This window comes from Paenibacillus sp. FSL F4-0125 (assembly GCF_038008565.1).
GTDB lineage: Bacteria > Bacillota > Bacilli > Paenibacillales > Paenibacillaceae > Paenibacillus_AQ.
On the sequence record NZ_JBBOZJ010000001.1, the window covers coordinates 3,761,087 to 3,787,441 of the forward strand.

General features: G+C 42.8%; 25 protein-coding genes. 11 read left to right on the plus strand and 14 right to left on the minus strand.

Annotated features, from left to right (window positions below; genetic code table 11):
• Positions 1-2: 2 nt before the first annotated feature.
• Both NST74_RS16640 and NST74_RS16645 read right to left on the minus strand, forming a co-directional pair.
• Positions 3-521 carry a sigma-70 family RNA polymerase sigma factor gene (locus NST74_RS16640; protein ID WP_042132244.1) on the minus strand — a complete coding sequence of 173 codons (519 nt, stop codon included), beginning with the start codon at positions 519-521 and terminating at the stop codon, positions 3-5.
• A 134-nt stretch (positions 522-655) separates the two neighbouring features.
• Positions 656-2,404, minus strand: a complete 1,749-nt coding sequence (locus NST74_RS16645) for an ABC transporter ATP-binding protein (RefSeq protein ID WP_341113321.1) — start codon at positions 2,402-2,404, stop codon at positions 656-658.
• 125 nt (positions 2,405-2,529) lie between these two features.
• Here NST74_RS16645 and NST74_RS16650 point away from each other — a divergent pair, with 125 nt between their 5' ends.
• A complete protein-coding gene (locus tag NST74_RS16650) occupies positions 2,530-3,045 on the plus strand; it encodes a hypothetical protein (protein WP_042128412.1) in 516 nt (171 codons plus the stop codon).
• A 76-nt stretch (positions 3,046-3,121) separates the two neighbouring features.
• On the opposite strand, the gene NST74_RS16655 is transcribed toward NST74_RS16650, so the two are convergent.
• A complete protein-coding gene (locus NST74_RS16655) occupies positions 3,122-3,439 on the minus strand; it encodes a HesB/YadR/YfhF family protein (RefSeq protein WP_042128414.1) in 318 nt (105 codons plus the stop codon).
• Between the two features lie 548 nt (positions 3,440-3,987).
• Between NST74_RS16655 and NST74_RS16660 the strand changes: the two genes are divergently transcribed.
• The 3 genes from NST74_RS16660 (at position 3,988) to NST74_RS16670 (ending at position 9,231) form a co-directional block, all read left to right on the plus strand.
• Positions 3,988-5,736: an ABC transporter ATP-binding protein gene (locus NST74_RS16660; RefSeq protein WP_042128416.1), complete on the plus strand. Its 1,749-nt coding sequence runs from the start codon at positions 3,988-3,990 to the stop codon at positions 5,734-5,736.
• Positions 5,737-5,783: 47 nt separating this feature from the next.
• On the plus strand, positions 5,784-7,871 hold the full coding sequence (locus NST74_RS16665; protein WP_341113322.1) for an ABC transporter ATP-binding protein: 2,088 nt from the start codon (positions 5,784-5,786) through the stop codon (positions 7,869-7,871).
• Positions 7,872-7,977: 106 nt separating this feature from the next.
• The gene (locus NST74_RS16670; RefSeq protein WP_341113324.1) at positions 7,978-9,231 is read left to right on the plus strand and encodes a winged helix-turn-helix domain-containing protein; all 1,254 of its coding nucleotides are present in this window, start codon (positions 7,978-7,980) and stop codon (positions 9,229-9,231) included.
• Here NST74_RS16670 and NST74_RS16675 read toward each other — a convergent pair.
• From NST74_RS16675 to NST74_RS16685, 3 genes are all read right to left on the minus strand, one after another.
• On the minus strand, positions 9,208-9,672 hold the full coding sequence (locus NST74_RS16675) for a hypothetical protein (RefSeq protein WP_042128422.1): 465 nt from the start codon (positions 9,670-9,672) through the stop codon (positions 9,208-9,210). The genes NST74_RS16670 and NST74_RS16675 overlap by 24 nt on opposite strands.
• Before the next feature lie 240 nt (positions 9,673-9,912).
• Complete coding sequence (locus NST74_RS16680; RefSeq protein ID WP_042128424.1) at positions 9,913-10,260, minus strand: four-helix bundle copper-binding protein; 348 nt, start codon at positions 10,258-10,260, stop codon at positions 9,913-9,915.
• Positions 10,261-10,354: 94 nt separating this feature from the next.
• Positions 10,355-11,380, minus strand: a complete 1,026-nt coding sequence (locus tag NST74_RS16685; protein WP_341113327.1) for a CobW family GTP-binding protein — start codon at positions 11,378-11,380, stop codon at positions 10,355-10,357.
• A gap of 172 nt (positions 11,381-11,552) precedes the next feature.
• On the opposite strand from NST74_RS16685, the gene NST74_RS16690 reads away from it, so the two are divergent.
• From NST74_RS16690 to NST74_RS16715, 6 genes are all read left to right on the plus strand, one after another.
• Positions 11,553-12,065 carry a MogA/MoaB family molybdenum cofactor biosynthesis protein gene (locus NST74_RS16690; protein ID WP_341113329.1) on the plus strand — a complete coding sequence of 171 codons (513 nt, stop codon included), beginning with the start codon at positions 11,553-11,555 and terminating at the stop codon, positions 12,063-12,065.
• 99 nt (positions 12,066-12,164) lie between these two features.
• Positions 12,165-12,377: a hypothetical protein gene (locus NST74_RS16695; RefSeq protein WP_076118784.1), complete on the plus strand. Its 213-nt coding sequence runs from the start codon at positions 12,165-12,167 to the stop codon at positions 12,375-12,377.
• A gap of 187 nt (positions 12,378-12,564) precedes the next feature.
• The gene (locus tag NST74_RS16700; RefSeq protein WP_341113332.1) at positions 12,565-13,602 is read left to right on the plus strand and encodes an ArsR/SmtB family transcription factor; all 1,038 of its coding nucleotides are present in this window, start codon (positions 12,565-12,567) and stop codon (positions 13,600-13,602) included.
• 25 nt (positions 13,603-13,627) lie between these two features.
• Complete coding sequence (locus tag NST74_RS16705) at positions 13,628-14,425, plus strand: ABC transporter permease (RefSeq protein ID WP_341113334.1); 798 nt, start codon at positions 13,628-13,630, stop codon at positions 14,423-14,425.
• 31 nt (positions 14,426-14,456) lie between these two features.
• A complete protein-coding gene (locus tag NST74_RS16710; protein WP_445668199.1) occupies positions 14,457-15,467 on the plus strand; it encodes an ABC transporter ATP-binding protein in 1,011 nt (336 codons plus the stop codon).
• Complete coding sequence (locus tag NST74_RS16715) at positions 15,464-16,282, plus strand: ABC transporter permease (RefSeq protein ID WP_341113338.1); 819 nt, start codon at positions 15,464-15,466, stop codon at positions 16,280-16,282. The genes NST74_RS16710 and NST74_RS16715 overlap by 4 nt, the downstream gene beginning before the upstream one ends.
• Positions 16,283-16,438: 156 nt before the next feature.
• Here NST74_RS16715 and NST74_RS16720 read toward each other — a convergent pair whose 3' ends face one another.
• The 7 genes from NST74_RS16720 to NST74_RS16750 all read right to left on the minus strand — a co-directional run bounded on the left by NST74_RS16720 (position 16,439) and on the right by NST74_RS16750 (position 23,528).
• Entirely contained in the window at positions 16,439-17,143 is a 705-nt protein-coding gene (locus tag NST74_RS16720; protein ID WP_341113339.1) for a hypothetical protein, read from the minus strand.
• A gap of 77 nt (positions 17,144-17,220) precedes the next feature.
• Positions 17,221-19,527: a thiamine pyrophosphate-dependent enzyme gene (locus tag NST74_RS16725; RefSeq protein ID WP_341113341.1), complete on the minus strand. Its 2,307-nt coding sequence runs from the start codon at positions 19,525-19,527 to the stop codon at positions 17,221-17,223.
• 25 nt (positions 19,528-19,552) lie between these two features.
• Positions 19,553-20,563, minus strand: a complete 1,011-nt coding sequence (locus tag NST74_RS16730; protein ID WP_341113342.1) for a 2-oxoacid:acceptor oxidoreductase family protein — start codon at positions 20,561-20,563, stop codon at positions 19,553-19,555.
• A 382-nt stretch (positions 20,564-20,945) separates the two neighbouring features.
• Complete coding sequence (locus tag NST74_RS16735) at positions 20,946-21,233, minus strand: YolD-like family protein (RefSeq protein ID WP_341113344.1); 288 nt, start codon at positions 21,231-21,233, stop codon at positions 20,946-20,948.
• A 334-nt stretch (positions 21,234-21,567) separates the two neighbouring features.
• Positions 21,568-21,690: a YjcZ family sporulation protein gene (locus NST74_RS16740; protein WP_212567867.1), complete on the minus strand. Its 123-nt coding sequence runs from the start codon at positions 21,688-21,690 to the stop codon at positions 21,568-21,570.
• A 215-nt stretch (positions 21,691-21,905) separates the two neighbouring features.
• The gene (locus NST74_RS16745; protein ID WP_341113346.1) at positions 21,906-22,790 is read right to left on the minus strand and encodes a cation diffusion facilitator family transporter; all 885 of its coding nucleotides are present in this window, start codon (positions 22,788-22,790) and stop codon (positions 21,906-21,908) included.
• Between the two features lie 285 nt (positions 22,791-23,075).
• Positions 23,076-23,528 carry a hypothetical protein gene (locus tag NST74_RS16750; protein ID WP_341113348.1) on the minus strand — a complete coding sequence of 151 codons (453 nt, stop codon included), beginning with the start codon at positions 23,526-23,528 and terminating at the stop codon, positions 23,076-23,078.
• A 631-nt stretch (positions 23,529-24,159) separates the two neighbouring features.
• On the opposite strand from NST74_RS16750, the gene NST74_RS16755 reads away from it, so the two are divergent.
• Positions 24,160-25,503 carry an amino acid permease gene (locus NST74_RS16755; protein ID WP_341113351.1) on the plus strand — a complete coding sequence of 448 codons (1,344 nt, stop codon included), beginning with the start codon at positions 24,160-24,162 and terminating at the stop codon, positions 25,501-25,503.
• A gap of 112 nt (positions 25,504-25,615) precedes the next feature.
• On the opposite strand, the gene NST74_RS16760 is transcribed toward NST74_RS16755, so the two are convergent.
• Complete coding sequence (locus tag NST74_RS16760) at positions 25,616-26,302, minus strand: DUF6273 domain-containing protein (protein WP_341113352.1); 687 nt, start codon at positions 26,300-26,302, stop codon at positions 25,616-25,618.
• Between the last annotated feature and the right edge of the window lie 53 nt (positions 26,303-26,355).

Consider the following 26,355-nt stretch of genomic DNA (forward strand, 5'->3'; position numbering starts at 1 on the left):
GATTATCCAAAGTACTCACTCCCCTTCATATTAATTTTTAATTTTCCTAATCCCCGATAGATGACGGTTTTCACTGAACTCTCTGGCATGTCTAATACCCCGGCAATTTCTTTTATGGGCAAGTCTTCAAAATATCTCATCACAATAATCATTCTTGATCTTTTATCAAGGACTCTTAATGCCTCCTGAAGATCAATGACATCCTCTATGGGTTCTGAAGCGTAGCTGCCTTCGGGATTTTTCTCCATATACACGATTTTTTTAGATTTCCGGATAAAGTCTAAGGCACAATTGACGGCTATTTTTGTCAGCCAAGTTTTGAAATATTGAGGTTGCTGTAGTTTATGAACAGAGATATACGCTTTATAGACGGTCTCCTGCACAATCTCTAGCGCATCATCCTTATTCCTCACATAGGAGTATGCCATACGGTAAAGACGCTCTTGCATCCCCTCTATCAATGCAGTAAAGCTGTCTTCATCACCCGCTATCGCCTTTTCCTCCAGCTCTGTTGTATTCAAGTTCTCACTACCTTTCATGTTGCTTATATTTTTTAGACGCATGTGATATTCAAAAAGACTCAATAGAGTTTAAAAAAAGTGGCCCTCTCTCCCGAGAAGACCACCTAAGTAATTTATTATAATGATATATCTTATCATGTATCCAAATGCTGTACGTTAAACAATCTCGCATAACTCCCATCTATCCCCATTAGTTCTTCATGTGTACCACGCTCTGTGATTTCACCGTTCTCAAGTACTACGATCTGATCAGCATGTGTAATGGTAGACAGTCTATGCGCAACAATTAGTGTGGTCCGTTCCGACGAGAGGGATTGCAGCGCTTGTTGAATTAAATGCTCTGATTCCAGATCCAGCGCTGATGTAGCTTCGTCTAAGATGAGAACCTTCGGGTCTTTTAGAAACACCCTTGCTATGGCCACCCGTTGCTTTTGCCCACCGGACAGCTTCACTCCACGTTCTCCCACTTCTGTGTCATAGCCTAGCGGCAGCTGCTCAATAAAATCATGCGCATTGGCAGCTTTTGCCGCCATGAGGACTTCTTCCTCTGTTGCATTAGGATTACCAAACAAAATATTATCTCGTACAGATCCGCTAAATAAAAAATTATCTTGAAGCACCATCCCAACAGCTCTTCGCAAACTCTCTTGCGTTAAATCTTGTATATCCTGGCCATCCATCTTAAGGCTACCCTTGCTGATGTCATAGAATCTCGGGATCAAGCTGATGAGAGAGGACTTCCCACCACCACTCATTCCGACAAAAGCGACGGTCTGCCCAGGTTTGATACTTAAATTGATATCCTTCAGTACCCAATCATTCTCTTCGTTGTATTTGAACCATACATTATGAAAATCAATTTCACCTCGTGCATTCGTCAGCGGTCTCGCTCCCGGTTTATCCACGATATCATAAGGCTCTTCCAGCAGCTCAAGCACCCGTTCAAGAGAAGCTGAAGCTTGTGTTAGCACTGTCGAAGAATTAATCAATCGCCGTAGCGGCGCATACATCCGGTCAAGATAGCCAAAGAAAGCAACAAAGGTTCCCACAGTCAAATTGCCGTGAATCACTTGATAACCGCCGTACCCGATGACTAGCAGTGGCGCAATATCCGTTAGTGTGTTGATAATCGCGAAGGTGATAGCATTCCAACGGGTTTGAGCCATCGCTTTTTTGAGAAAGTTACCGTTGATATCCTCGAACTGCTTCTGATCCACTTTTTCCATGGTGAAGCTGCGAATGATCGATATGCCTTGAATCCGTTCATGAAGATAGCCTTGAATACCCGCCAGAGCTTGTGATCGGTCTTTGGTTAACTTCTTAAGTCGTTTATATAGTTTACTTACCGCAAAGGCGTAGAACGGAAGGACAGCGATAGATACCAGCGCCAGTACCGGATTCAAATAAAACATAAAACCAAGCGCAAACACTAGCGTAAATAAATCCAGCCATACATTCATCATTCCGACTTCTACTAAATTTTTGGTCTGTTCCACATCATTTATAAATCTTGAAATCGCTTCGCCCACTTTTGTATTCTGATAATACCGGAGTGATAATCGCTGTAAGTGACTGTATAGCTTATTCCGCATGTCGAACAATACCTTGCTTGTAATCAGCTGAGCAAAATACTGACGGTAATACTCCACCGGTCCTCTCACGATTACAAATAGAACAAATGCGCCTCCGAGGATGAGCATCAATTGGGATACCCGCTCTTCGACGCTCATGGCAGAGTTCATCAGTAGGTCATCGACTACATATTTCAGAATCATTGGCAGTGTTAATGGAATGCTGAACTTGATCATACCTATAAATAGCGTAAACACAATCAATTTCATGTAAGGACGTACGAAAGTAAAATATGATTTCCATTGCTTCACAGGAATATTCTGTCCTTTCTCTTTACTGAGTTGCTTAAGTACAGTTGACTTTTGCGCTCTACAGTGTTTTTATATTTTTAAGTCCATAAGTACGATAGCAGTACCCGAACTTCAGGAGGATAAAGATGTCTAGACAATTTGTGACGGAAGCCGTCATGATGGCGATTTACGGCCAGCTTCTCATATCGAGCAGCCCTGTAGAATATATAGTGCCTTATACGACCGTAATGGAATTATACGAACTGCGGGACAGTGATGATCCGTTAATGAACCGTCCAGATGATGACAAGCATGTCAAACTCAAAATTGGTGAGCTGATAGCCTATTTCGAAGAGCCGCTTAATGCTAAAAAAATCAACCGTTGTCTGGCCGTTCCTTGGGCAAAAAGTTCTGGAATTCTTCTCGGTGGACAATCAAAAATTACCATCATTAACAGCATGGATACCGCAGTCTATGGAGAAACGTTCGATCCTATCGAAACAGAGCTGCTATTGTCCTCTCAACGTGAGAAGGTGCCTATTCTTACTGACCAATTCGAGCTGATTCAACGCATTATTGAAGGTGGAGTCCCGGTTCAAGTATACGACATTGACGACTTTGATTTTGCTATGGAGGAAGAAACGTTCCGCAATTCGCACTGATTATATCAACGTAGAGAAAGCCCCTGCCTTTTGGCAAGGGCTTTTCATCATTAGTTAATAAACAAAATTAAGTCATTTAAATCTGTACACTATCAGGCACCGACTTGGCTTCATACTTATATTCAATGTCATCCTCTGCCTCAGAATACACAATAGTTAAACCATAACCTTCCATATACCATAAGTCCTGCTCCTCCATGTAGAACACAATACCCTCTTGTTCAACTTGAATAGCCGGACGTCCAGGCGCCTCTGTTGCGATACCCAGTGAGAAGCCAGGGTGAAGTCCGCCTCCCGAGCTATAACGGGGAAATAAACGAATATAGTCTCCATTGTTAAGATCCAGTTCTCTTTTAAACCAAGCTGCCGCTGCTTGACTAATTTCCATGTTCATCTCTCTCAGCTCCTTTGTATAGTCTAATCATACTGAAAATGAATCGATATTCAAATACCTTTGTACAATTAATGTTTCCCCAAGCTCCTCAAAAATTAGTTTGACAACTTTGCGAAGCGAGTGATAAACTCTGAACATAACTAACGGTCTACTAGTTATTACCAGCAGTTATTATTAAATCAATGAAAGGGGTGAGCGCGGTGTTTACGAAGTTACAGCCATATCATATTACTATTGTTGGAATTTCCAATCAACCGAATACCGAAGCAGCCCAAGTGGTGAAACCATCCTGAAGTTCCCTGCGAGTGTAATTGATCGTATAACTTTAGTTCTTGAAGGTCTCTCACATGCCTGGTGCTGTATAGCACCGTGCGCATGATAGCTGTAAATTACAGGCATATCGTCCGTTTTCGGATGATATGCCTTTTTTTGTCGGTTGTCATCTTTAAAGGACGGCACCGTCGTTTTTTTCTTGGCTGTAGAGATAACCACTTGTGCTTTTTTTCAACGTCACAGCTATTACTTCAACTCGAAAGGAAGGGATTTACTTGTTCTCCGTTCTCCGCAATCTTGGCTGGTTCTTTCGCCGAGAAAAAAAGCGTTACCTGATTGGCCTGATCTTACTAATTGGTGTTGGTGTTCTTGAATTACTCCCCCCACGCCTACTAGGCAATGCCATTGACGACATAGTACGCGGTTCGATAACTACAGCATCATTAGCCAAATATATCGGCATGATCCTCCTTTTGCTGCTAGTCATTTATTGGATTACCTACATATGGATGCACAAATTATTCGGAGGCTCCAACCTCGTAGAGCGTCTGCTGCGCTCGAGATTTATGAATCATTTGATGACCATGACCCCATCGTTTTTCGAACGCAATAGAACCGGCGACCTGATGGCCCGGGCAACCAACGATATCAGAGCTGTCTCAGCTACCGTTGGATTTGGGATGCTCACACTGGTGGATTCTACGATCTACCTCACAGTCGTATTGTTCGCAATGGGTTTTCTTGTCAGCTGGAAGCTGACTCTTGCAGCAGTATTACCATTACCATTAATTGCAATAGCTATGATTTTTTATGGTAAGGCTATCCATGATCGCTACAGTTTAGCGCAAGATGCATTCGGGGATATGAATGATCAGGTTCTCGAATCTGTCTCAGGTGTGCGAGTTATCCGTGCTTATGTACAAGAAAGACTCGATGAGAAACGTTTCTCAGATATTACAGAAGATGTATACAACAAGAACATGGCCGTCGCCCGTGTCGATGCCTTCTTCGAACCGACGATTCGGTTCTGCGTAGGGCTCAGCTACATTATCGGTCTTACCTATGGGATTTATCTTGTGTTCCGAAATCAGATCACGCTAGGTGATCTTGTCTCCTTCAATATGTACCTCGGGATGATTGTGTGGCCGATGTTCGCCATTGGAGAGCTAATTAACATCATGCAACGTGGTGGTGCCTCTCTCGAACGTATTGATGAGACCCTAAACTCCAAAGCGGATGTTCAGAGTGCTGCACAACCGGTTCATGTTGCCAATCCTACCCGAATTGAACTAAACGATGTAACATTCCGTTATCCCTCATCGACGATTGACAATCTAACTAATGTCAGTCTGACCTTGAACCAAGGGCAAACACTAGGTGTAGTCGGTCGTACGGGAAGCGGTAAATCAACGCTCCTCAAACAGCTGCTTCGTGAATATCCGACAGGTAATGGTGAAATCCTCATCTCTGGAGTTCCGATTCAACAGATTTCATTGGATCAGCTACACAGCTGGATGGGTTATGTTCCTCAAGAGCAGATCCTTTTCTCCAAATCAGTACGTCAGAATATTCAATTTGGTCTAGACAACGCGGATGACGATACGATCATGAAAGCTATCACAGCTGCCGCCTTCCAAAATGACTTAGGAACATTATCCGATGGTTTAGATACGTTGGTGGGTGAACGTGGAGTATCCTTATCCGGCGGACAAAAGCAACGTGTATCCTTATCCAGAGCCTTTATCGCAAATCCAGATGTTCTGATTCTTGACGATGCCTTATCCGCTGTTGACGCTCGTACCGAAGCTCAAATTATCGAGAACATCCGACAAGAGCGTGCAGGAAAGACTACATTAATCTCTACGCACCGCCTCTCAGCTGTTCAACATGCCGACATAATCGTCGTACTGGATAACGGACACATCGTGGAACGTGGTACGCACCAAGAGCTGCTGGATATGAATGGTTGGTATCGTGAGCAGTATGACCGGCAGCAAGTAGAGAATAATTTATCGAATGATTAAAAGACATACTAGCTATGATTATGCAAAACATTTAGGAGGTGTCACCGTTGACAAAGAGTACAGGCAAACGCCTGCTTGAATACGCATTGACTGCGAAAAAAACCTTTATCGCAGCTCTTCTGCTCCTTTCCATCGGGGTAGCGGCGGAACTGGCAGGCCCATTTATCGCCAAAAGCATGATTGACAATCATATGTTGGCCATCGAAAAGCCTTATTTTAGTACTACGTCTCCAGATGAGGCGGTTCAGTATAACAACACTTATTACAAACGCGGAGACCGTTTTGAACCCGGAGAAGCTAAGGGTCAAGAAATTCGCATTCTGCAAGAGGGAAGAACCTTTTACTTTATTAATGAAGCTGTAACACAGCCTGATGGTGAGCGAAAGTTCAGTAATGGTGAAATGCATATCACCCGCGGTGAAGATGAAGCCGTCTATCCTGCGGTTAAACTTTCAGCAGATGAGCTGTTCGATTTTTACAAACCTGAGCTCCCTGGTATTTATCAGCTGGTCGGTTTGTACGCTATCTTCCTGCTCATCTCGATCTTTGCCGAATTCGGCAAGACTTATTGGCTCCAATCTTCGGCGAATCAGGTAATCCGAAAGCTGCGAACCGATGTGTATGCGCATATTCAGCGACTTCCGGTTTACTTTTTTGACAACCTGCCAGCAGGTAAGGTAGTGTCACGTGTTACTAATGATACCGAGGCGATTAAGGATCTCTTTATTGCGGTTCTCTCCAATTTCAGTACCGGTATTATTAATATTACTGGCGTATACATCGCCTTGTTCTTGCTTGACGTTCGACTAGGTCTGATCAGCTTGTTCATCATCCCGATTCTTATTCTTTGGATCGTGCTTTATCGCAAAATCGCAACAAAATACAATACGATCATCCGCTCACGCCTGAGTGAGATCAACGCTATTATTAATGAATCGATTCAAGGTATGTCCATCGTTCGCATATTCCGCCGTCAAAAGCAGCTTGGTGAAGAATTTGAGAATCTGAACGATGACTACTTGAAATATCAGAATAAAATGTTGAATCTGAATGCCTTTACCTCCCACAACCTGGTGAACTCTCTACGCAGTCTCTCTTTTGTGATGGTGCTTTGGTATTTCGGACATGGCAGTATTACGGGTTCTACATTTGTATCTTTAGGTGTGCTGTACGCCTTTGTCGATGTGCTTGGACGTTTGTTCCAACCGATTACAGGTATGGTGAATCAGCTCGCAAACCTCGACACTTCTATGGTATCTGCGGGTCGTGTCTTTACACTTATGGATGAGCCCGGGGAGAATGTTACCGACGGTTCCATGCCGCGCTATAAAGGAAAAGTGGAGTTTAAGAATGTATCTTTTGCCTACAAAAAAGACTTCGTCCTTCGCGATATTTCCTTTGAAGCACGCCCGGGAGAAACTGTTGCTCTAGTAGGTCACACCGGATCTGGTAAAAGCTCGATTATCAACTTGTTATTCCGGTTCTATGATCCGCAAAAAGGGGAAATCACGATTGATGGCCAGAAGGTTACGGATATTCCGAAACAGTGGCTGCGCAATCACATGGGGATTGTTCTTCAAGACCCTTACCTCTTCACTGGTACCATTGCTTCCAATGTCAGCCTAGGGGATGAACGAATCTCGCGTGAACGGGTAGAACGGGCTTTACGGGAAGTCGGAGCTGATAAATTGTTAGCTCACCTACCTCAAGGTTTTGATGAACCCGTTATTGAAAAAGGGAGTACTTTATCCGCAGGTCAGCGGCAATTAATTTCTTTTGCCAGAGCGCTCTCCTTCGACCCAGCTATCCTAATTCTTGATGAAGCCACCTCCAATATCGATACGGAGACAGAGAGCGTCATTCAAGATGCACTAGAAGTTCTTAAAAAAGGCCGCACCACATTCATCATCGCACACCGTCTATCGACCATTCGCAGTGCAGATCAGATTCTTGTTCTGCATCATGGAGAGATCGTAGAACGGGGTAGCCACGATGAGCTAATGGCACTCGGCGGTAGATACTTCCGGATGTACCAGCTACAAGTAGGTGCTGGTTCTAACAGTATAGACAATAATAATGGTGCACCCTCAAGACCTTTATTAGGTAGCTTGCAACCATCGTTAGAGAAAATGTAAAATATGCCCTGATTCACATCCAGTGATTCAGGGTTTTTATATACTTGATATTAGAACATTTGTTCTGTAAAATGAAAATAATACATAAAGGTCAAGGGGGCATTTGATGCGTACATACACAGTATCTAAGAAGCAAGCTCAACTTTTTCTCCTGGCTCACCAAAAGTTAACTAAAGGTGCACTTCCTGCCGGTAAACTTAGCATTTATAATTATGTCCGTCACGTAGGTTGTATTCAATATGATCCACTTAACATCGCAGGCCATAACCATGAGCTTGTCCTCCAAGCACGAGTTCCCGGGTTCACACCCGAACAAGCCCAGGAGCTTCTGTATCAAGACAGACTACTATTAGATGGCTGGGACAAGAACATGTCCATTTATTGTACAGAGGACTGGCCTTATTTTAAACGCAGAAGAGATGCATCAGCCTCGTACCATCAGGCAAATGAACCTGTGATGGTTACAGTAGCGCAGGTTCGTGAAGAGTTATTGAAGCGCGGGCCTCTTTCCTCTCTGGATCTAGATGGTAAGGACAAGGTAGATTGGGCTTGGGCTCCAGCTAGGTTAACTCGGGCCGCGTTGGAAAGTATGTACTTTTGGGGTGAAGTAGTCGTTCATCATCGTGTTCATACCCGCCGTTATTACGATTTCTCAGAACGTCTGCTTCCTCATCATCTTTTAAACACTGAAGATCCTAACCCCACTGATGAACAATTTCATGATTGGTATGTGCTGCGTAGAATAGGCAGCATTGGACTGTTATGGAATAAATCCGGAGACGGCTGGCTAGGGATTTCCGGTCTGAAGAGCAAAGAACGTACTGCCGCGATTCAAAGGCTGTTAATAGCGGATAGTCTCAGGGAAGTTCTAGTGGAAGGTATTAAGCTTCCACTCTACATCCGTAGCGTAGACGCGCCAACTTTAGAAGCTGTATTACAACAGGAATCTGAAGAAGATGAGCGTCATTCAAATTATTCGTTTGCAGCGGTATTAGCACCACTGGATAACTTGTTATGGGATCGAGAATTAATCCGCCAATTATTCGGATTTCATTACCGCTGGGAAGTCTATAAACCCGCCTTGGAACGGGAGTATGGTTATTATGTACTGCCTTTATTGTATAATGATCGTTTAATTGGGAGATTTGAACCGGTGATGGATAAGAAGAGCCAAACATTAAACATTGTGAATTGGTGGTGGGAACCGGGTGAGCACCTAACGCCAGAGATGCTTCCGGCATTAGGCGAAGCTTTATCTGCACTCTCACGCTGCGTTAGAGCTTCTAGGGTTCAATTTAGACCGGAGGTTGTAGAGGGCTGCGGATTAGAAGGGTTATTAGAACAACTTCTCCTCTTCTAACCCCAGCTTCGTGAACATTTCTGTGCAATAGCCTTGTAATTTGATTTCAAGCCTTCTAGCTTTATTTTTGAATCGTTTTAACTCCTCGATCATTTTTGCCCTTCCAGCGGGGGTGAACGTTTCTTGTATCCGTTCCTTGAAATAATCGTGAACAATATGGTTACGCTGTTTCCACACTTCTTCTAGCTGAGCGGTTTCTTGCTCTGAGAAAGGAAAGTGATGCTGGATTTCTTTGATGAGTTGACCGAGTGAATTGCTGAGTTTTCGCTGATACAGATCCGTCAGGTCTGCTTCTGTGGGCGCTTTGCCTTGAGATAATTTGGTGAGCAATAACAAATTGGTCAACTGTTGTTCTAGGGCTTGACCATAATAAACTGCCAGTCCAAAATATGCAAATAACTCCTTTGATTGTTCACTCTCTGGAACTTGTGTATGCTTCATCTTTCCCCTCCACTTCTGTACGGTCTGCCAGAGCTATAATAAACTGATATCATCCAGGTGATTTGGAGAAGTTTATGTTCTCTTCACATCTACTGTTAATTCTCCAGTTCCCTACATATTTCCTCTTCAAGAAACGAAATTAAATCTAACCTTGTGCTAAAAAGAAAAACAGACCATGCTGTACATCCACAGCAATGGTCTGGTCATTTGCTTATATATAGTTAGTTTGAGTATACAATCTTACGCGTATACTTCAACCGCATCACTAATCAAACGGCACGCCTCAGCACATCTACGGCAGGCATCAATACATTCCTGACAATGTGTATGTATATGCTTGCTGCTTTCATCTGCACAGGCTTCACAAATTTCGGCACACAGACGAAGAATTCCGGCTACAAACGGACTTTGGCGAGTCATCGCTTGTACGGCGTAAGAACAAATATCCGCACATTCACGATCTAACCGCATGCTTTCACGCAGAGAAGCAAGATCATATTCCTTCAGGCTTGAGACATAGCTATAATTACAGGCATTCATACTTTCCAAACAAGCGTCAATGCACTCCTGATATTGAATTCGGGTCATAGCCTTAAACCTCCTGTATTTTTATAGGGTATGCGATACTATTAACCTACAAGATTAGGAATGAACCATTACAACTTCTGACAAGGAGATCTGATTATAGGCTTCTCTTAACTGTACTAGGACGAACGAAGTTACGTCCTTCCATCTCCAGAAGCCTAGTACGCAGCTCACTAGATGAGAAATGTTCACCGATAAATACCGCTACGTCAGGCACTTCGCCTTGTGGTGTAATTTTCATAAAATCAGCTTCACGATAGGCATATTGGAAAAGAAACCGGCTGGAGGTGTCATTAAAGGTCACAATACCTTTAGCTCGATAAACATCACGCGGCAGTTCCTTAACAAACTGTTCGAATTCCTCACTGTTTACTGGACGTTTAAAATAATGTGTGTACGCCATAACATGATCGTGAGTAGCATGTGTGCCACTAGGAGTTTGTTCATCTTCATGATGTGATGAGCTTTCACTCGCGTCCTCAGCCTCTTCCAATTGTGCATCTGTAAGAACTCCACCTGCATCACGCAGCAGTTCCTCCGAATCCACCTCACAACGCACAGTTGGCAGAATAGGTGCATAAACATTCCATTTCCGCAGTACAGCGTTAACCTCCTCCGCCTCTTCAGCGGTTACACGGTCAATTTTATTTAATAACAAGACAGAAGCGCAGCGAATCTGCTCCTGCATCAAACGATACGTTTGCCCCTGCTGCGCACGATACAGTTCAAGAAGATGCGCGGCGTCAACGACGGTGATCAAGCTTTTCAGCTCAACTTTCTGATATAACGAAATCTCGGTTACGCCATCCACAATTTCCAGCGGATTCGCAGCGCCTGTTGCCTCAATCACTACGACATCTGGAGACTCCTTCTTGATCAGAGTAGCCAGCTCTGTACTGAGATCACTTCGGATAGAACAGCATATGCATCCACCAAGCAGTTCTGCCATAGGGACCGTTTGCTCAACTAGCAATCCATCCAAATTCACTTCACCCAGTTCATTCATCACTACTGCAGGACGTAAACCTTGATTTTTCCAATGATTTAGTAGACGCTGCAGCAGTGTTGTTTTGCCGCTTCCCAGAAATCCTGACAATATATACACAGGTACGACCTGTTCCATGTTTCATCGCTCCCCAGCAAATTACAGTTATGTGTAGCGAGTGTACTACATGCGCGCGAAGCACGCAAGCGGTACCGGAAATTCCATGTGCTTTTTGTAAATCTAAGTCAGCTTGTCTTTACTTCAACCATACCCTATCATGAAAACATCTCTAATTTAGGAGTTGAGCCATTTGTCATCTGTTGAAGAACATCGGAAAGAAGCGCCTCAAACCGTATCCTGCTATATCATTACTGTCTCGGACACCAGGACTACCGAAACAGATACCGGAGGAGTTTTGATTAAATCTTTGCTCGTAGAAGCCGGGTATGAAGTGATAGGCAGCACCATTACAAAAGACAATTATCAGGATATTCGTGAGCTATTGTATAAATGTGTCGACCATGCCGGAATAGAAGCCGTACTCCTGACTGGTGGAACAGGGATTTCTCCACGGGATACGACCTATGAAGCTGTTGCCTCTTTACTAGATAAAACATTACCTGGCTTCGGTGAGATTTTCCGGATGCTGAGCTTTACAGAGGACATCGGTTCAGCTGCCATTCTTAGTCGAGCCATTGCCGGCACCATGGGAAAGACCGCAATCTTCTCGATGCCTGGCTCAACTGGAGCCGTAAAGCTGGCTATGGAACGGTTAATTATCCCGGAACTTCGCCATGTCATGCGTGAAATTTACAAGCGTTAAGCTAATACCCATTTTTAAATGCAATAGACAAACAACCAAGCAGGCTATTGTTCTGTGCGTATAATACGGTAAGTCCACACACAAAAGGAGCTGAAGGAAATGTCTGATTGTCCAAAATGCCCGGCCCAAACCGTTACTGACCCACCTAAGGTCATTTATCAAGATCACTTCCACCCACAAGTAGTAAATGTGATTCATCCTGTTGAAATCGTTAGACGTCACCATTGTGTACCCGTACCACGCCATTGCTACACCTATTCCGTTAAAGATGTATTTGTTGACAACTCCATGATGCCTAGAGGTGGAAGATAACTCTACTTTACAACACTATTAAAAGTCCCCAATAAGTGAGAGACAGCCCCGTGCTATATGCAATGGGTCTTCTCTCGCTTTTTTTGCAGAAAATATTTGACAATATCGACCATTGCCCCTATAATTTTGAACACTTTACGCGAAAGTGGTTTTTGATTAACCAAACGGTTAATCGGAAAGGAACGAGATGAGCTCACTCCCAACATTAAATCGAAAAATTAAAACGATTGTCAGCCCTTTTCACGAATTATTATGCAGTCTGCATGTCTTGTATCAACCGGAGCACCATCCGAAACGATTGCAGTGGGCGCTATCTCTCAAGAAAACAATGCCTATCGCACTCCAAGAGAACATCCTATCCTTAGGAGAGTTATCTGACGGCTGGATAGCATTCTTAGATCTTCCAGATCAAACAGGTGCACCCATTTCATGCAACCAAGGGATCACTATGCTGTGTAAACTTCCAGATGCGGAATTTGTGTATCTAATCATGAACCAAAAAGTCACATTAAGTACTATTGTGGAGGCCCTTTGTGGCTCGGCTAGCAGTAATTCCGGAGCTTTAATCAATGAACCTATGCAGATTTTGATCGAGAATCTAGGCAGTGTACGAAAGCTACTGATCGAAACATTAATTACTTATGAACAAGATTTTTTTCGTCAGGAATGGGACTATATCCAGCCTTGGATGAATACCTCTGCCGCTCATTTTCAAGATTCAGCCAGTCGTACTCCGGAAAAAGCATTACGTACACTGCACCCTCGCCTCTCAGCTGAGAATGGGACATTAACCGCACAAAAAGCACATACTTATTATTTTCCATATGAAACTTTGCAGCAGGTGTTTGTGTTTCCTTCTTCATTTATATTCCCACACCTGCTTATTGGCTGGAATGAGAATACTTTATTCTTACCTCTAGCCGTCGATATTCCAGGTCAAGTGTATAATGACGGTCCGCCAAGCGACCTGCTGCGTCAACTCAAAGCCTTAAGTGATGATACACGAATGCGTATTTTGAAGATTCTGTGGAAAGGTCCTCATTGTACGAAACAGCTTGCGCCAGTATTGGGGATCACTGAAGCTGCAGTATCCAAACAATTAAAGCAGCTTACTGAAGCTGGATTCACCAAGTCTGAGCGTAAGGGAAACTATTTATTCTATTCAGTCCATAAAGAATCCTTTGATAGTCTAATCGTTCTGCAAAGGCAATATCTGGAACAATGATATATTTGAAAGGAGTAGATTCGTTTTGTGGCATACCGCTATCGCAACCCTAAAAAGGAACCAAAAGGCCAATCTTAGAGCCTTTCCCTGGACCTTTACATTCGGACACATCATTGAAGGGGCCTATCTCGTACTAATCTCATATTTTTCATATGTCTATTTAATTAAAGGAGATGTCGATTCAAACTTCGCAATCTATGCTGGCAGTAATGACTATTTAACTTTCGTAATCATTGGTGGTTTACTCAGTATCTTTTCCGTCAGCATGATGATGAATGTATCAAGAGCGCTTATTACCGAATGGCGGGAAGGAACACTAGAGGCACTCCTACTCTCCCCTTCTAGTCGGAGCGGTTATTTTCTAGGGAATGCAGTTCAGCAGTTATATCGGAGTGGGTTCGAGTTGCTGGTGGTCCTCTCATTCGGTCTTCTAGCCGGATTACATTTACCTTCTGTACATGTGTTTTCTATCCTCTTGGGAAGTTTACTATATTTACTATCTTGTTTTGCCATGGCTCTAGTACTAGGAAGCATAATGCTCTATACACGGGACACATTCATTGTGCAAAATACGTTATTTACGATTACCGCTCTGTTATGCGGATTTCAATTTCCAAGGCAGTATTTACCTGAGGTATTACAGACTGTAGGTGAGATATTCCCGCTGACCCATGCGCTTCAACTCCTCCGGGGGACGTTGCTTACTGGAGAATTGATCCGATTTCATGATATTTATCCGATTTTATTGTTAAGCATTCTGTACATAACCATTGGACTATGGACGAATCATCGCGTTGAACGGGGCTTATTCGAACGATTCTAGTATGAGAAGGAGTGAAATCAAAGTGATTACTATGAATGAGGTCACTAAAATTTATGAAACGAAGCATAGACAAGGCTGGTTCCGTTCTGAGAAGAGATCCGTCCCCGCAGTAAAATCTCTGTCTCTGAATATTGTCCCTGGAGAAATTGTGGGCCTTCTTGGCCTAAATGGTGCTGGAAAAACCACTACGATCCGCATGCTCTCCACTCTACTTGAACCGACTTCAGGTAATATAGAAGTAGATGGAATGGCCATGACGAAGAATAGACAAGCGATTCAACAAAAAGTAAATATGATTGCTGGCGGGGAACGAATGTTATATTGGCGGCTCACCGGTAGAGAAAATTTACAGTACTTCGGAAAACTATATGGGATGAGCACCTCTCACATCGTACGAGAATCGAATCGTTTATTAGAAGAAGTTGGACTAACTGAAGCGGCTGACCAGCCCGTTGAGCAATATTCTAAAGGGATGAAACAACGTCTGCAAATCGCCAGAGGACTTATTAACGATCCACAATATTTATTCCTTGATGAGCCTACACTCGGTCTAGATGCACCAATCGCTAGGCAGCTTCGCAGTACTGTGAGGAAACTTGCATCTGACAGTGGTAAAGGCATCCTACTCACCAGCCATTATTTGCAGGAGGTCGAAGAGCTGTGTGACCGTGTCTATGTACTAAATCGTGGAGAATTGCTGCTCTGTGACAAGCCGGAACATATTGTCCGTCAAGTCGCTGGTTCACAAACTGCACATTTGGATGTAACGGGTTGGAGTGAATCACTACGTCCCAAGCTTTTGAAGCATCTAAGAACGCTTGTACACCCTGCAGAGCTTATCAAAGCTGAAGGTGAAGGAATAATAGCTCTACGTACAGATGAGCCACATCGAATCTCAGTAATGACCCCCTCCGCAGATCGCATGATTACTGAACTATTACCTTGGACTACTGAGCACGGCTTAAGCATTACTGGATTCGCTACTGAGAAGCCTACATTGGAAGATGCTATCATCCTTCTTTCGGAAGGAAGGGTCTCATGAACTTAAGCGGCTTATGGCTAACCCTTAGCGCCGAGGTCACGAAGCAGCATCGAAACCGAGTTAAGGGACATGCAGTATTTTTTTCACTCCTTCTCTGGCCGGCGCTTACCTTTCTGACCTCCTACTTTACGATGCAGCCCTTTAGAAACGGAGCAGGCTCCACGCTCTCCAGGGTAATTCCAGATGGGCGGATTCCGTTATTTCTTCTTAGTGGTTATCTCGTCTTCCAATTATATTGGACGGTTGTTCAGGCAGCCTGGTTATTCGAACAGGAACGCAAAGGCGGCACATTGGAGATGATTTTCTTAACGCCTGCTTCTAAAATGGCATTTCTGTACGGGCGTTCCTTATACTCTCTTTTTCACGGTATATGGATGTTTGCAGCCTTCTCCTGCCTAACCTTCCTTTTTATAACGGATGTATCTTCTATTCATTGGGGGGTCTTACTTCCTATATTAGCATTGATTATGATTTCTGCGGTCATTTGGGGAGCTTTGCTCTGTGCGATATCGCTATTTTCACGAGATTCGGGTCTGTTATATTACATCTTTCAAGCGCCTATGGAGTTGTTCGGCGGGGTTCGGATTCCTCCAGCGGTATTTCCAATATGGGCGACCAGTCTATCACTTCTCTTTCCGGTTACCTATAGCCTAGTTCTCGTGCGGGGAGCTTTGTACGATAACATAGGGTTCACCTGGTGGTTGGCTCTAGGAGTACTAATTGTGGGTAGTGTAGGGCTTGTTATTTGTACCCGCTATCTTTTGCTTAGGGCAGAACAACATGCTAGGGTTAAAGGGAACTGGAATTTGTTCTAACCTATCAAGTGACAGGAGAGTATGGATTATTCCAATCTCACAGCCTTTTTTGTTGTTTTCCATGCTAATAACTAAGTGCTCTGGAGTTCGATAACCACTTTGTACGCGCAAATATCCATTCATTAGACGTAATTTAGTGAAAAACCTCCATTATGATCAAGGGATTTGTGGGTTATTTGTTTTTAACCGATCAAACTCAAAAATCTTACGTAAATAGTAAGGGCTAGTCGTATTCTCTCTTTCAAAAACACCCATGTAGCCAACCTCATTAAAAACAACATATTCAAGCGTAACCAATGGATCGGGACGATTAATTTGCCAATAATAATGTAATTCTAAAGGAGCTTTATACCATAACCAATCTAAATCTTTAAGAGCTACATTTCTATGCTGGAGAACCCATATACTGAAGGCTACATGAGGGTCGTCTACAGGAATTTCTGAGTTTGGATTTTTATCTTTTAAATGATTTGCTGACGTCGAGAGTACATCATTAATATCTGATTCGACGGAAAATTGTGAGACGGATTTAATCTTATTAAATTGCTCAGTATATTTATTAGCCTTCGTTAGCTCCTGGATTTCATTCAAACTAATCTTAGGGCCATAAAAAATAACACAGACACTAATCAAACCAAATAGTAGTGCTTTTGAGTAAAGAAATGTTTTCTTTTTATTCATAACAATCAATCCAATGATAAAACCAACAGGAATCAGCAACCCAAATAAATTGACGTAGAACTCACAAAGTAAAAACGCCCCTATTATGATCATCCAGTCTTTTAGCTTCAATGTCTTTCGCTGATCAACATAAGACAATAGTAATGAAACAAAAAAGCATATCCATAGAATCCAGCTCAATAGAATCATCCCTCCCTACTACCATTATATACAAATAACCCGGCAGACGAATCTGCCGGGTTATTTATCATTATCTCTTACAAATCAGGATGCTCATGTTTTGCTTTCAGACGATTCCAGCGACGCTCCACTTCTGCCTCAAAGCTGCGTAAAGCCGGTTCATTCTCAGGCTTCAGTAAATGACGGGTTTTACCCATTGTCTTCAACCAAGCAGAGAGCTCAACACGTTTGCCTTTATCCTCTGGATTGTACGTAATATTCGTAGAACCGTGCTCCACTTCATAAAGAGGGAAGAAGCAAGATTCAACAGCCAACGAAACGATGTTGGTGCCTTCTTTATCTTCAGACATCCAGTTCAGCGGGCATGCGATCAATATTTTACCGTACACAAGTCCTTCGTTCTGAGCGTACCATTGTGCTTTTGCTGCTTTCTTCACAAGATCCTGCGGGTAAGCTTCAGAACCTGTAAAGACATATGGAATGTTAGTAGCTGCCATGATTTGTGCAGTATCCTTATGCTGCGTAACTTTACCTTGCTGATTCTTACCTATGCTGGATGTAGAGGTACGATGACCCAGTGGTGTGGAATAGGACTGCTGAGCACCTGTGTTCATGTAGCCTTCGTTATCGTACTCTACGATAATCATTTTGTGACCGCGTAGTGCAGCCCCAATCGCCGGCCCCATTCCGATGTCCATACCGCCATCACCAGTTACCATTACAAAGGTAAAGTCGTCTTGAAGCCCCAGTCCGTCCAATTCACCACGGCGTTTGCGTTCCCAGAACATTTCTACGACACCGGATAAGGTAGCTGCACCGTTTTGGAACAGGTTATGAATAAAGGTAGATTTATGAGAAGAATATGGATAGCCCGTAGTCGTTACCATCGCACAACCCGTGTGATAAAGCGCTACGATATCCCCTTCAATGCCTTTGAAGAACGTCTCCAGACCTGAGAAAATCCCACAGCCCGGACATGCGCCATGACCTGGTGCCAGCCGCTTAGGTTTCTTCGTCAAGCTCCGCAGTGGGGGTATCCGCACACTTAATTTTCCTGTTGCTTCATCTTGTTTTACCGTAATTAATCCTGTCTTCAGTGAATCAAAATTCATCGGCTTCAATAGACGCTGTGGCGCTTTGTCCGGAGTACCTGGATTGTGACCATAGTAGTCAAACGGAACTTCAACACGGTCTGCAGCAACGGCATTTAATGCCAATTGGAAGAACGCATGACCATCTTCTGCATAGAAGTCCTTACCGCCCAACCCGTAAATACGGCTAATAACCTTTGTAGTAGTGTTACCGTAGGTGAACAAAGCTGCCTTGATTTCATTTACCATATTGCCGCCGTGACCGCCAACCGAATCCGCGCGATCGCCTACAGTGATTGCCTTAACATGCTTCAGTGCTTCAGCCATTTGCTTCTGCGGGAAAGGTCGAATCATATTCGGTGAAATTGCACCTGCTTTGATCCCTTGCAAGCGAAGCTGATCTACCACATCTTTAATGATCTCTGACGCTGAGTTCATCAAGAATACGGCTACTTCTGCATCTTCCATCCGATACTCTTCGATCATTGGATAGTGGCGTCCGGTCAATTCAGCGAATTCTTTAGCAATTTCTTCGAAGACTTCACCCGCATTATACATCGCTACCGACTGCTGATAACGGTTGTTGATATAATCAGGTTCGTTCATGTAAGGACCTACGGTAACCGGATTATTGCGGTCCAGTGTGTCCGTAAAGCCTACCGGAGGTTGTGGTCCGACAAATTTGTGAACATCCTCACGGTGAGTAAATGCTTGTACGCGGCGTTTCTGGTGAGAAGTAAAATATCCGTCTGATGCTACCATTACTGGAAGTCTCACTTTGGCGTGCTCAGCTAGCTTTAATGCCATCAGGTTCATATCATAAACGGATTGTGGATCACGGCACATTAGAATCGGCCAGCCCGTATTTAGCGCAAAATACAAATCAGAATGGTCACCGTGAATATTAAGCGGGCCGGAAATCGAGCGGCAGATCAAATTCATAACCATAGGCATCCGTGTACCAGCTTGTACCGGCAATTGCTCTAGCATGAACATATAGCCTTGAGCGCTGGTTGCATTAAATACACGTCCACCAGCCGTCGAAGCTCCATAACAGATTCCTGCAGAGCTATGTTCACCATCTGATGGAATGAGCATAATATCATGCTGACCGTTCGCTTTCATCGTATCTAGAAATTGAGCCACTTCTGTCGATGGGGAGATCGGAAAATAACCCATGACATGATAATTTATTTGATGGGCAGCATAAGCAGCCATTTCATTGCCGGATTCATATAGGAATTTCTGCTCTACCTTCTTTGAGCCTACTTCTTTTTCATAATCTATAGCCACGTGTGTTCCACCTTTCCATCGTTAATTAGGCCTCGGTAACGAGATCAAAAATATGCCGGACCGTATGACTCTCTGCATAGCCATCTTCCTCGCGTTCGCCAGACAAAGCCGTTGTAGGACAAGCTTCTACGCATTTTAAACAGCCTTTACAGTATTGATAATCAATGCCTTGCAGGAACATTTGCGGACGTCCCTTCTTATCAGGCTGCTCCTCCCAAACAAAACATAAATCAGGGCATACCGTATCGCACTGTGCACAATGAATACAATCCTCTAATTTAAAATGAGGTAATAAACCGGATCTTGAAATGCTGAGATTCTTTAAAAAGCTGCTGCCAGGATTCGTAATGGTACCGCCAATAGGCTGTGTCTCATAACCTAAGGCCGAAATATCGGACCGGACGAACTCAGGCATAACCGCACCTTCAGGCAAAGGGAAATGCATGAAAGTAACTTCATTAAATCCACGTTCGAAAGTAGTTAGTGCGGATTGAACAGCCTGCGGATATTTTTTGCCAAGAGATTTCTCGATAACACCCTTCATAATTTCAGGATCCAAGAAATCACACATCCGGAACAATGCGCCTAACATTGCCATGTTTACACGGTTCTTCTCATCTAATGCGATCGTTGTGGCATCAACAACAGCTATGGTTCCTGCCATCATATTTAAAGAAGCCTTCAAATCCTCCGGGGACTTGGCTGAGTTCACTAGCACTGTGCTATGATCATAAATTCCGCTAGTTACGTTGACGGTCTTTGCCAACGCTTCGTGGAATATACCTACGACATGAGGTCGTTCTACCGGTGAAGTGTCACGAATATGCGTATTCAAATCACAAAAACGGATATGCGCTTTTACCGCTGATCCCTTTTTCTCAGAACCATAGGATGAAAAGCTCACTCCATTCATTCCAGCACCGACAACGCCTGCTTCTGCAAGCATTTTACCAGCTAAGTTCGCGCCTAGCCCTCCAATTGATTCCAGACGAATCTCAAAAAAACCGAGTTCGTTCACTTTTGGTAACTGTACCACCGACATAGCCCCTTTCAGAATGTCATCAGTATAATATCCTTTTGACTTTTTCAACGATTGTATCTTGATTTTGCAAGTTGCGAAGTGACAAATCTTGCATTTTCCATGTGTTACCTAAGCATATTTAGCTACTTATATTTAGCAATAAAATTAAAAATTAAGATGTTAAATTCATCACATTCCACATTTGAAACTATCAATAACGACTTCCCGTTTATGGTAAAGAAAGTTTTCCTGAGTATCGAAAGAGCCGTTCAGAATTACTGGAAATATTCTAAAGAAAAGATTCTCTCCCTTATAACGGTGGATGGGATATAGTTTCCGGGTTAAGGTAAGTACATTATTAAATAAGAAAAAGCCTCAGGATTACCCTGAGGCTTTACTATGTAAAAGCTCCTATAACATCAACCATTTCGACCCATTCCCAACCATCATCACTTGTTCTCAATTTAATCTGCTGTAATTTTTGATCTACTCGCATTACAATACCACGTATTTCCTTATCTTTAACTTGGTCAAATAGTGTGAGTGTTATCGGACTATGATCCTCCATTGATTGAGCTAGTACCTGAGATATCTCAGCTAACGCTTGAGGATCTAGATTAAGTTCGCTACGAATCTCATTCCGCGAATCAGAAAGAATACACTGTTTATGCTCTGGTATAATCATTCGGCTCCCCTCCCTTAGTCCATTATCTTCGAGTTTTCCAGCCATGAAACTCCCCTATTTCATCGTCCAGTAATCAGTGCTACTGCCGTCCATGCCTCACTGTATCTACTATGTCACTGTCTGGACCCTTTTGAATCACGGGGTCAGCCTTTCCCTACCTTCAACTATAATCGCTGTCTCAGGATTCTTCCTGCCGTGTTACTGAGTATATTCAGCCTCCAGAATAAGAACATCTGTTTTCATTATAACCAAACATACGTTCTTAAATCAATGTAAAAAAATCCGTCAGCAGTTTGGGCTGACGGATTAAACACCTCAGACTTCCGCTAACATCTTATAGCAGGATTGTCTTAGAAATAATTACAAGGAGGATAAACAATACTAAGATTGCACCAGTAGATGTAAAGGCACCTCCGATACCGCCTCCATATCCAACACCAGCAACATTTTCGCTCATTATAATTCCTCCTCTGCATTTGAGTACATCTTAGGATATGCAATCCCCCCTATAGCGCTTGGGTAAATGGGTAACAAGATGTCTATCCACCAGAGGATCTAAACAGCCCTTTCATGCACCTCCTCCTTTTAAGATTGACAGGACGCCTCTATCTCAGTTAACTCGGACGATCCTGGACTAGCGCTCTTAATGCTCACAAGATTTTTATCACCTTCTTAATGAGTCTGCGGTTGATTTTTTAACAGCTCCTCCTCTGGTTCAACATGTATCAACACCTGAGCATGTTTGAAAGCTATTTTAATGGCATGTTCAATTTCATCGCATATTTTATGAGCCGTACTGATATCCATCGAGGAAGGGATGACAAGGTGGAAATCCACATATTCTTCCGGACCAGATCGACGGGTACGAAAATCATGAATTTCGATAAATCTTTCTTTAAATACTTCAATGATACGTAAGATCTCGATCTCCTCTTCATCAGTTAGTCGTGCGTCCAGCAAAGGCGGAAAGGATTCCTTGAGGAGCTTGTAGGCTTCTCTCATAATATAACAAGCTAAAATAATTCCGATAATTGGGTCCAGTATCGTCCATCCAGTAATGGTGACCAATAATAAACTAGCCGCTACGCCCAAAGATGTGAAAACATCAGTCAGAAGATGCAGGGCATTAGATTTCATTGCAACAGAATGGAGTTCATCTGCCTTCTTCTTAACCTTTCGGGAAACGACATAATTGAGTCCTGCCCCGACCACCATCACAATGATTCCCAAATAGGGAAGCTCGATGTCGGTTGGATTCACTATTTTATGGATACACTCATAAATAATCCATATTCCTGCTACAAAAATAAGTAAGGTTTCAATCGTCCCTGAAATATTCTCCACCTTGCCGTGCCCATAAGGGTGTGTTTTATCCGCAGAACGGCTCGATATTCGGACCGAAAAGAATGCTATTAACGAGGCTACTAAATCTAAGGTAGAGTGGATCGCTTCCGAAATAACTGCCACAGAACCTGTAACAATGCCTACAATGAGTTTTAGAAGAACGACAAATGTATTGCTAAGTACAGATAGGAAAGCAACTTTCGAACCATTCAAGAGCTTCACAACCTTTTTTCTGATATAAATAATAACTTAGCAGACGGATATCGTGTGGGTCTACAGCAACCTTATTGCAAATCTGCAAGATAGTATATCCTGCTTTAAAGTCTTTCCATAGTGCAAGAAAAAAACACTACCATCTACGAAATCTAAATTACGGAGTTCAATGTATAAACAAGAAGAAACCCGTCAGGCAAAAGCCCAGCGGGTTATTTTATGTATGCTTTATTTCAAACTAATTCCTGACGAATCTGGTATGGTCACAGTTTTCATAAGTATAATTTACGGTCTCAAATAATTCATGGCAGTAATCAAAATATGGGTGATTCCAAAAATAGCACATGGAACGAGGAGAACATAGTTTTTCATCCAAAGTCCGACGAAAAAGAAATACAAAGGCGGCATGCATGCAATTCCTAATATCAGTAACCATGGAGCAACCACCCCATTATAATAGAAAACCCAAGAAATATAATAGGCTGCCAAAAACATTATTGCCAGTCCGATGTAAAGGTTACTGTTACTTCCTTCGCCTTTGTTTATCAGAACAATCATAAGAATAACCGTCAACACTCCAAACATTCCTTCTATAATATTCAATATTTTATAGACGGAACTGTTTTCAGTAAGCACATTATTTGCTGGAGGCACTAACATCCAGATTATATTAGGAAGCAGCTGTAATGCGTACAATAAAAGGCCTTTCAACGAAAATTGAAATCCATAATTCATCATAATACCCTCCCAAATTATTAATTGGTTAAGTATACTTCAAGGTGAACAAGCACACCTCCGACACTAGTCTGGTTACTTATTTCTCTTTTTTCGATATTTCTGAATCAAAAATAGCATAACAAATCCTAGTAGCAACAAGCCAAGTATTGTGATCCATAGAATTGCTGGATTCCCCACAGAAAAGTATGTATTTCTATACTGATAGTTTTCATTATTCATATGAATAGATTAATTCATTTGGAACATTATGTATATGTATTCTATAGCACACAAGTTTCTCTATTAGCAGAAATCGGAGTTGACATAGGAATGATTCATAAACGTTTTGGACATAGCAATGCATTAGTAAAAAGGCTTATTTACACGTGACCATGAAAGGAAGAAAAGAAGCTTCAGAAAAAATCGATTTATTCATGAATGGATTATATATGGGGTAAAGAGTGTAAAACTTAAAATTTCTTCTTATTTTATAACGAATATTTATCATATTCTACATGTTAAATATCACACTCGAGTGAAAAGTCACCCTTATGCAAAAAAATATGTGTTATTTTTACTTTTCAACTAGTCCGTTTCAGGATAAACTGATGCTTGGTGTAATTTTTCGAAGACAGCTTAGGAGGCATTAATTGTGAAGTCAAACGAAGCATCATTACAGAAGAAATTGCTTCCTCGGCATATCAGCTTTATGGCGATGGGCGGAGTAATCGGTACGGGGATTTTTAAAGGAAGTTCTGAGACCATAAGTATTGCTGGACCTGCGGTTATTCTAACTTATGTATTAGCAGGCTTGCTACTTTTAGTGGTCATGGGGGCCATAGCGGAAATGGCTACGGTTTACCCGAATAGGAACATGAAGGACTTCATTCGCGAGGCTTTTGGAGAACGGCTCTCCTTTATCGTGGGCTGGTTATATTGCTTCATGTGGTTGACCGTCTGTGTGATTGAAGTGCTGGCAGCAGGCAGCTTCTTGCAATACTGGTTACCGGATGTTCCATTATGGCTGCTTAGTCTTGCAAGTGGAGCTTTGATTATCGGCATCAACATGATGAGTGTAGGTGGTTATGGAGAGACGGAGTTTTGGTTAGCCGGGATCAAAATCGCTATGATCATCATCTTCATAATCTTAGGAAGCTCATTAATTTTCGGACTGTTACCAATGTCTGAGGCTACTCCTTACTTACAGAACTTTACGGATTATGGTGGTTTTCTCCCGAGAGGCTGGGCCCCCATCTTCTCTGCCCTTCTTGTCGTTATGTTCTCATACGGCGGGTCTGAGTTAATCGGACTTACCCTGACGGAGACACAGGATGCAGAAAAGGTCTTACCTAAGGTTGTTAAAAGCTTCATTCTACGCGTTATTCTGTTCTATACATTACCGATTTTAGTCATCTGTGGCTTAATACCCTGGAATCAACTGAATGAGCATACAAGCCCGTTTGTTCAAGTGTTAGCCGCTACAGGACTTAAGGGTGCCGATCACGTCATGAACTTCATTCTGATTACAGCAGTGCTCTCTGCTGCCAATTCTGGTATCTATGGCGCCACCCGGATGCTACACTCTATGGCATCACAGGGCGAAGCACCAAGCAGCTTAGCAAAAACCTCTGCAAAAGGTGTACCGATCAACAGTCTGAAGCTTTGTGCTGTTGTTCTTGTTATTGGATCCATGCTAGCGTACTTCGCGCAAGATGGCCTGTTCCGTTTATTAATGGCTGTTCCAGGCTTTGTGGTTATTCTCGTATGGATCAGCATTTGTATGTCACAACTTAAACTGAGAAAGTCCTATCCGAAAGAACCCACCTTTAAGGTATGGGGATTCCCTTATATAACCGTTCTAACACTTGCTTGTTTAGCGGTAATCGCGGTTTCCTTCCTCTTCGATGCTCAGAACCGTATCAGTATAGGTACGTGTCTGGCTGTCGTGTTGATGCTTACGATTTGGTCGTTCGTAAAATTCAAGAAAAAGAACTAAATTTTATAATCGGACTGATTTATCACAAAAAGGTGTATCCCTTCTCTTCACTAATGTGAAGATCAAGGGATACACCTTTTTATTGATGCCACTCTAGGGCGGTTATCCTTAATCATGGAAGATTAATTACTATTGCTGGGCGCACACCGTCACGAGCTACACTTACATTTGCATAGCTGCGAATACTGCAGCCAGGTCCGATAAAAAACGCACGTGAAGGTTTGTTTCCTTGTGTACGCAGCCACCACCAAGAGCAGCCAAACTCCTCGCCGTCTTTGATTATATAGTTCTCTTTATCCGTTTTATCATATACGTATAAGCTGCATCCATCAGTTTTTTTCATTTTGGCAAAGTCCGTTCCAACGGCACGTCGCAGCTCTTTACCGTGTATCTCAGAGTATGCCTTTATCTCATCCACACTAAGCAAAAAAACGTTATCCTCTGTATCTGTGGTAGCCTCTCCATTGTCTGTACAACAGGTCGTCTTTATTAATTCCTTCTCAGCAGCATTGAATGCAGTGTGATAGAATTCATCATTCAACCACTCTCGTAAATCACAGTCGTGCCACGTAATATCCACGCTATCACGCCATTTTACATTTGCGCTCTTGCCTTGATATCTCTTGCAGTCCAAAATATATTCACTCAAAACAATCAGTTCGCTACCTGAGTTATGGAGAACACGCCATTCAATCGGCAGTGCTTTACCGTCCTTTGATTGCGAATACATACCGAACGAAATAATTTCACCAGGCCTAATGTTCCTGTTCGGCGCAAAAGCGAGCTCACCCTTTTCCATTAAGTTCTCCTCCTTTATCACTTCCGAAAAAAACAAAAAAACGCGGGTACATC

Coding starts and splice junctions, on each gene's coding strand:
- NST74_RS16650 (WP_042128412.1), top strand. CDS start 2,530: ATGTCTAGACAATTTGTGACGGAAGCCGTCATGATGGCGATTTACGGC.
- NST74_RS16655 (WP_042128414.1), bottom strand. CDS start 3,439: ATGAACATGGAAATTAGTCAAGCAGCGGCAGCTTGGTTTAAAAGAGAA.
- NST74_RS16670 (WP_341113324.1), top strand. CDS start 7,978: ATGCGTACATACACAGTATCTAAGAAGCAAGCTCAACTTTTTCTCCTG.
- NST74_RS16675 (WP_042128422.1), bottom strand. CDS start 9,672: ATGAAGCATACACAAGTTCCAGAGAGTGAACAATCAAAGGAGTTATTT.
- NST74_RS16680 (WP_042128424.1), bottom strand. CDS start 10,260: ATGACCCGAATTCAATATCAGGAGTGCATTGACGCTTGTTTGGAAAGT.
- NST74_RS16685 (WP_341113327.1), bottom strand. CDS start 11,380: ATGGAACAGGTCGTACCTGTGTATATATTGTCAGGATTTCTGGGAAGC.
- NST74_RS16695 (WP_076118784.1), top strand. CDS start 12,165: ATGTCTGATTGTCCAAAATGCCCGGCCCAAACCGTTACTGACCCACCT.
- NST74_RS16700 (WP_341113332.1), top strand. CDS start 12,565: ATGAGCTCACTCCCAACATTAAATCGAAAAATTAAAACGATTGTCAGC.
- NST74_RS16710 (WP_445668199.1), top strand. CDS start 14,457: ATGAATGAGGTCACTAAAATTTATGAAACGAAGCATAGACAAGGCTGG.
- NST74_RS16715 (WP_341113338.1), top strand. CDS start 15,464: ATGAACTTAAGCGGCTTATGGCTAACCCTTAGCGCCGAGGTCACGAAG.
- NST74_RS16735 (WP_341113344.1), bottom strand. CDS start 21,233: ATGATTATACCAGAGCATAAACAGTGTATTCTTTCTGATTCGCGGAAT.
- NST74_RS16740 (WP_212567867.1), bottom strand. CDS start 21,690: ATGAGCGAAAATGTTGCTGGTGTTGGATATGGAGGCGGTATCGGAGGT.
- NST74_RS16750 (WP_341113348.1), bottom strand. CDS start 23,528: ATGATGAATTATGGATTTCAATTTTCGTTGAAAGGCCTTTTATTGTAC.
- NST74_RS16760 (WP_341113352.1), bottom strand. CDS start 26,302: ATGGAAAAGGGTGAGCTCGCTTTTGCGCCGAACAGGAACATTAGGCCT.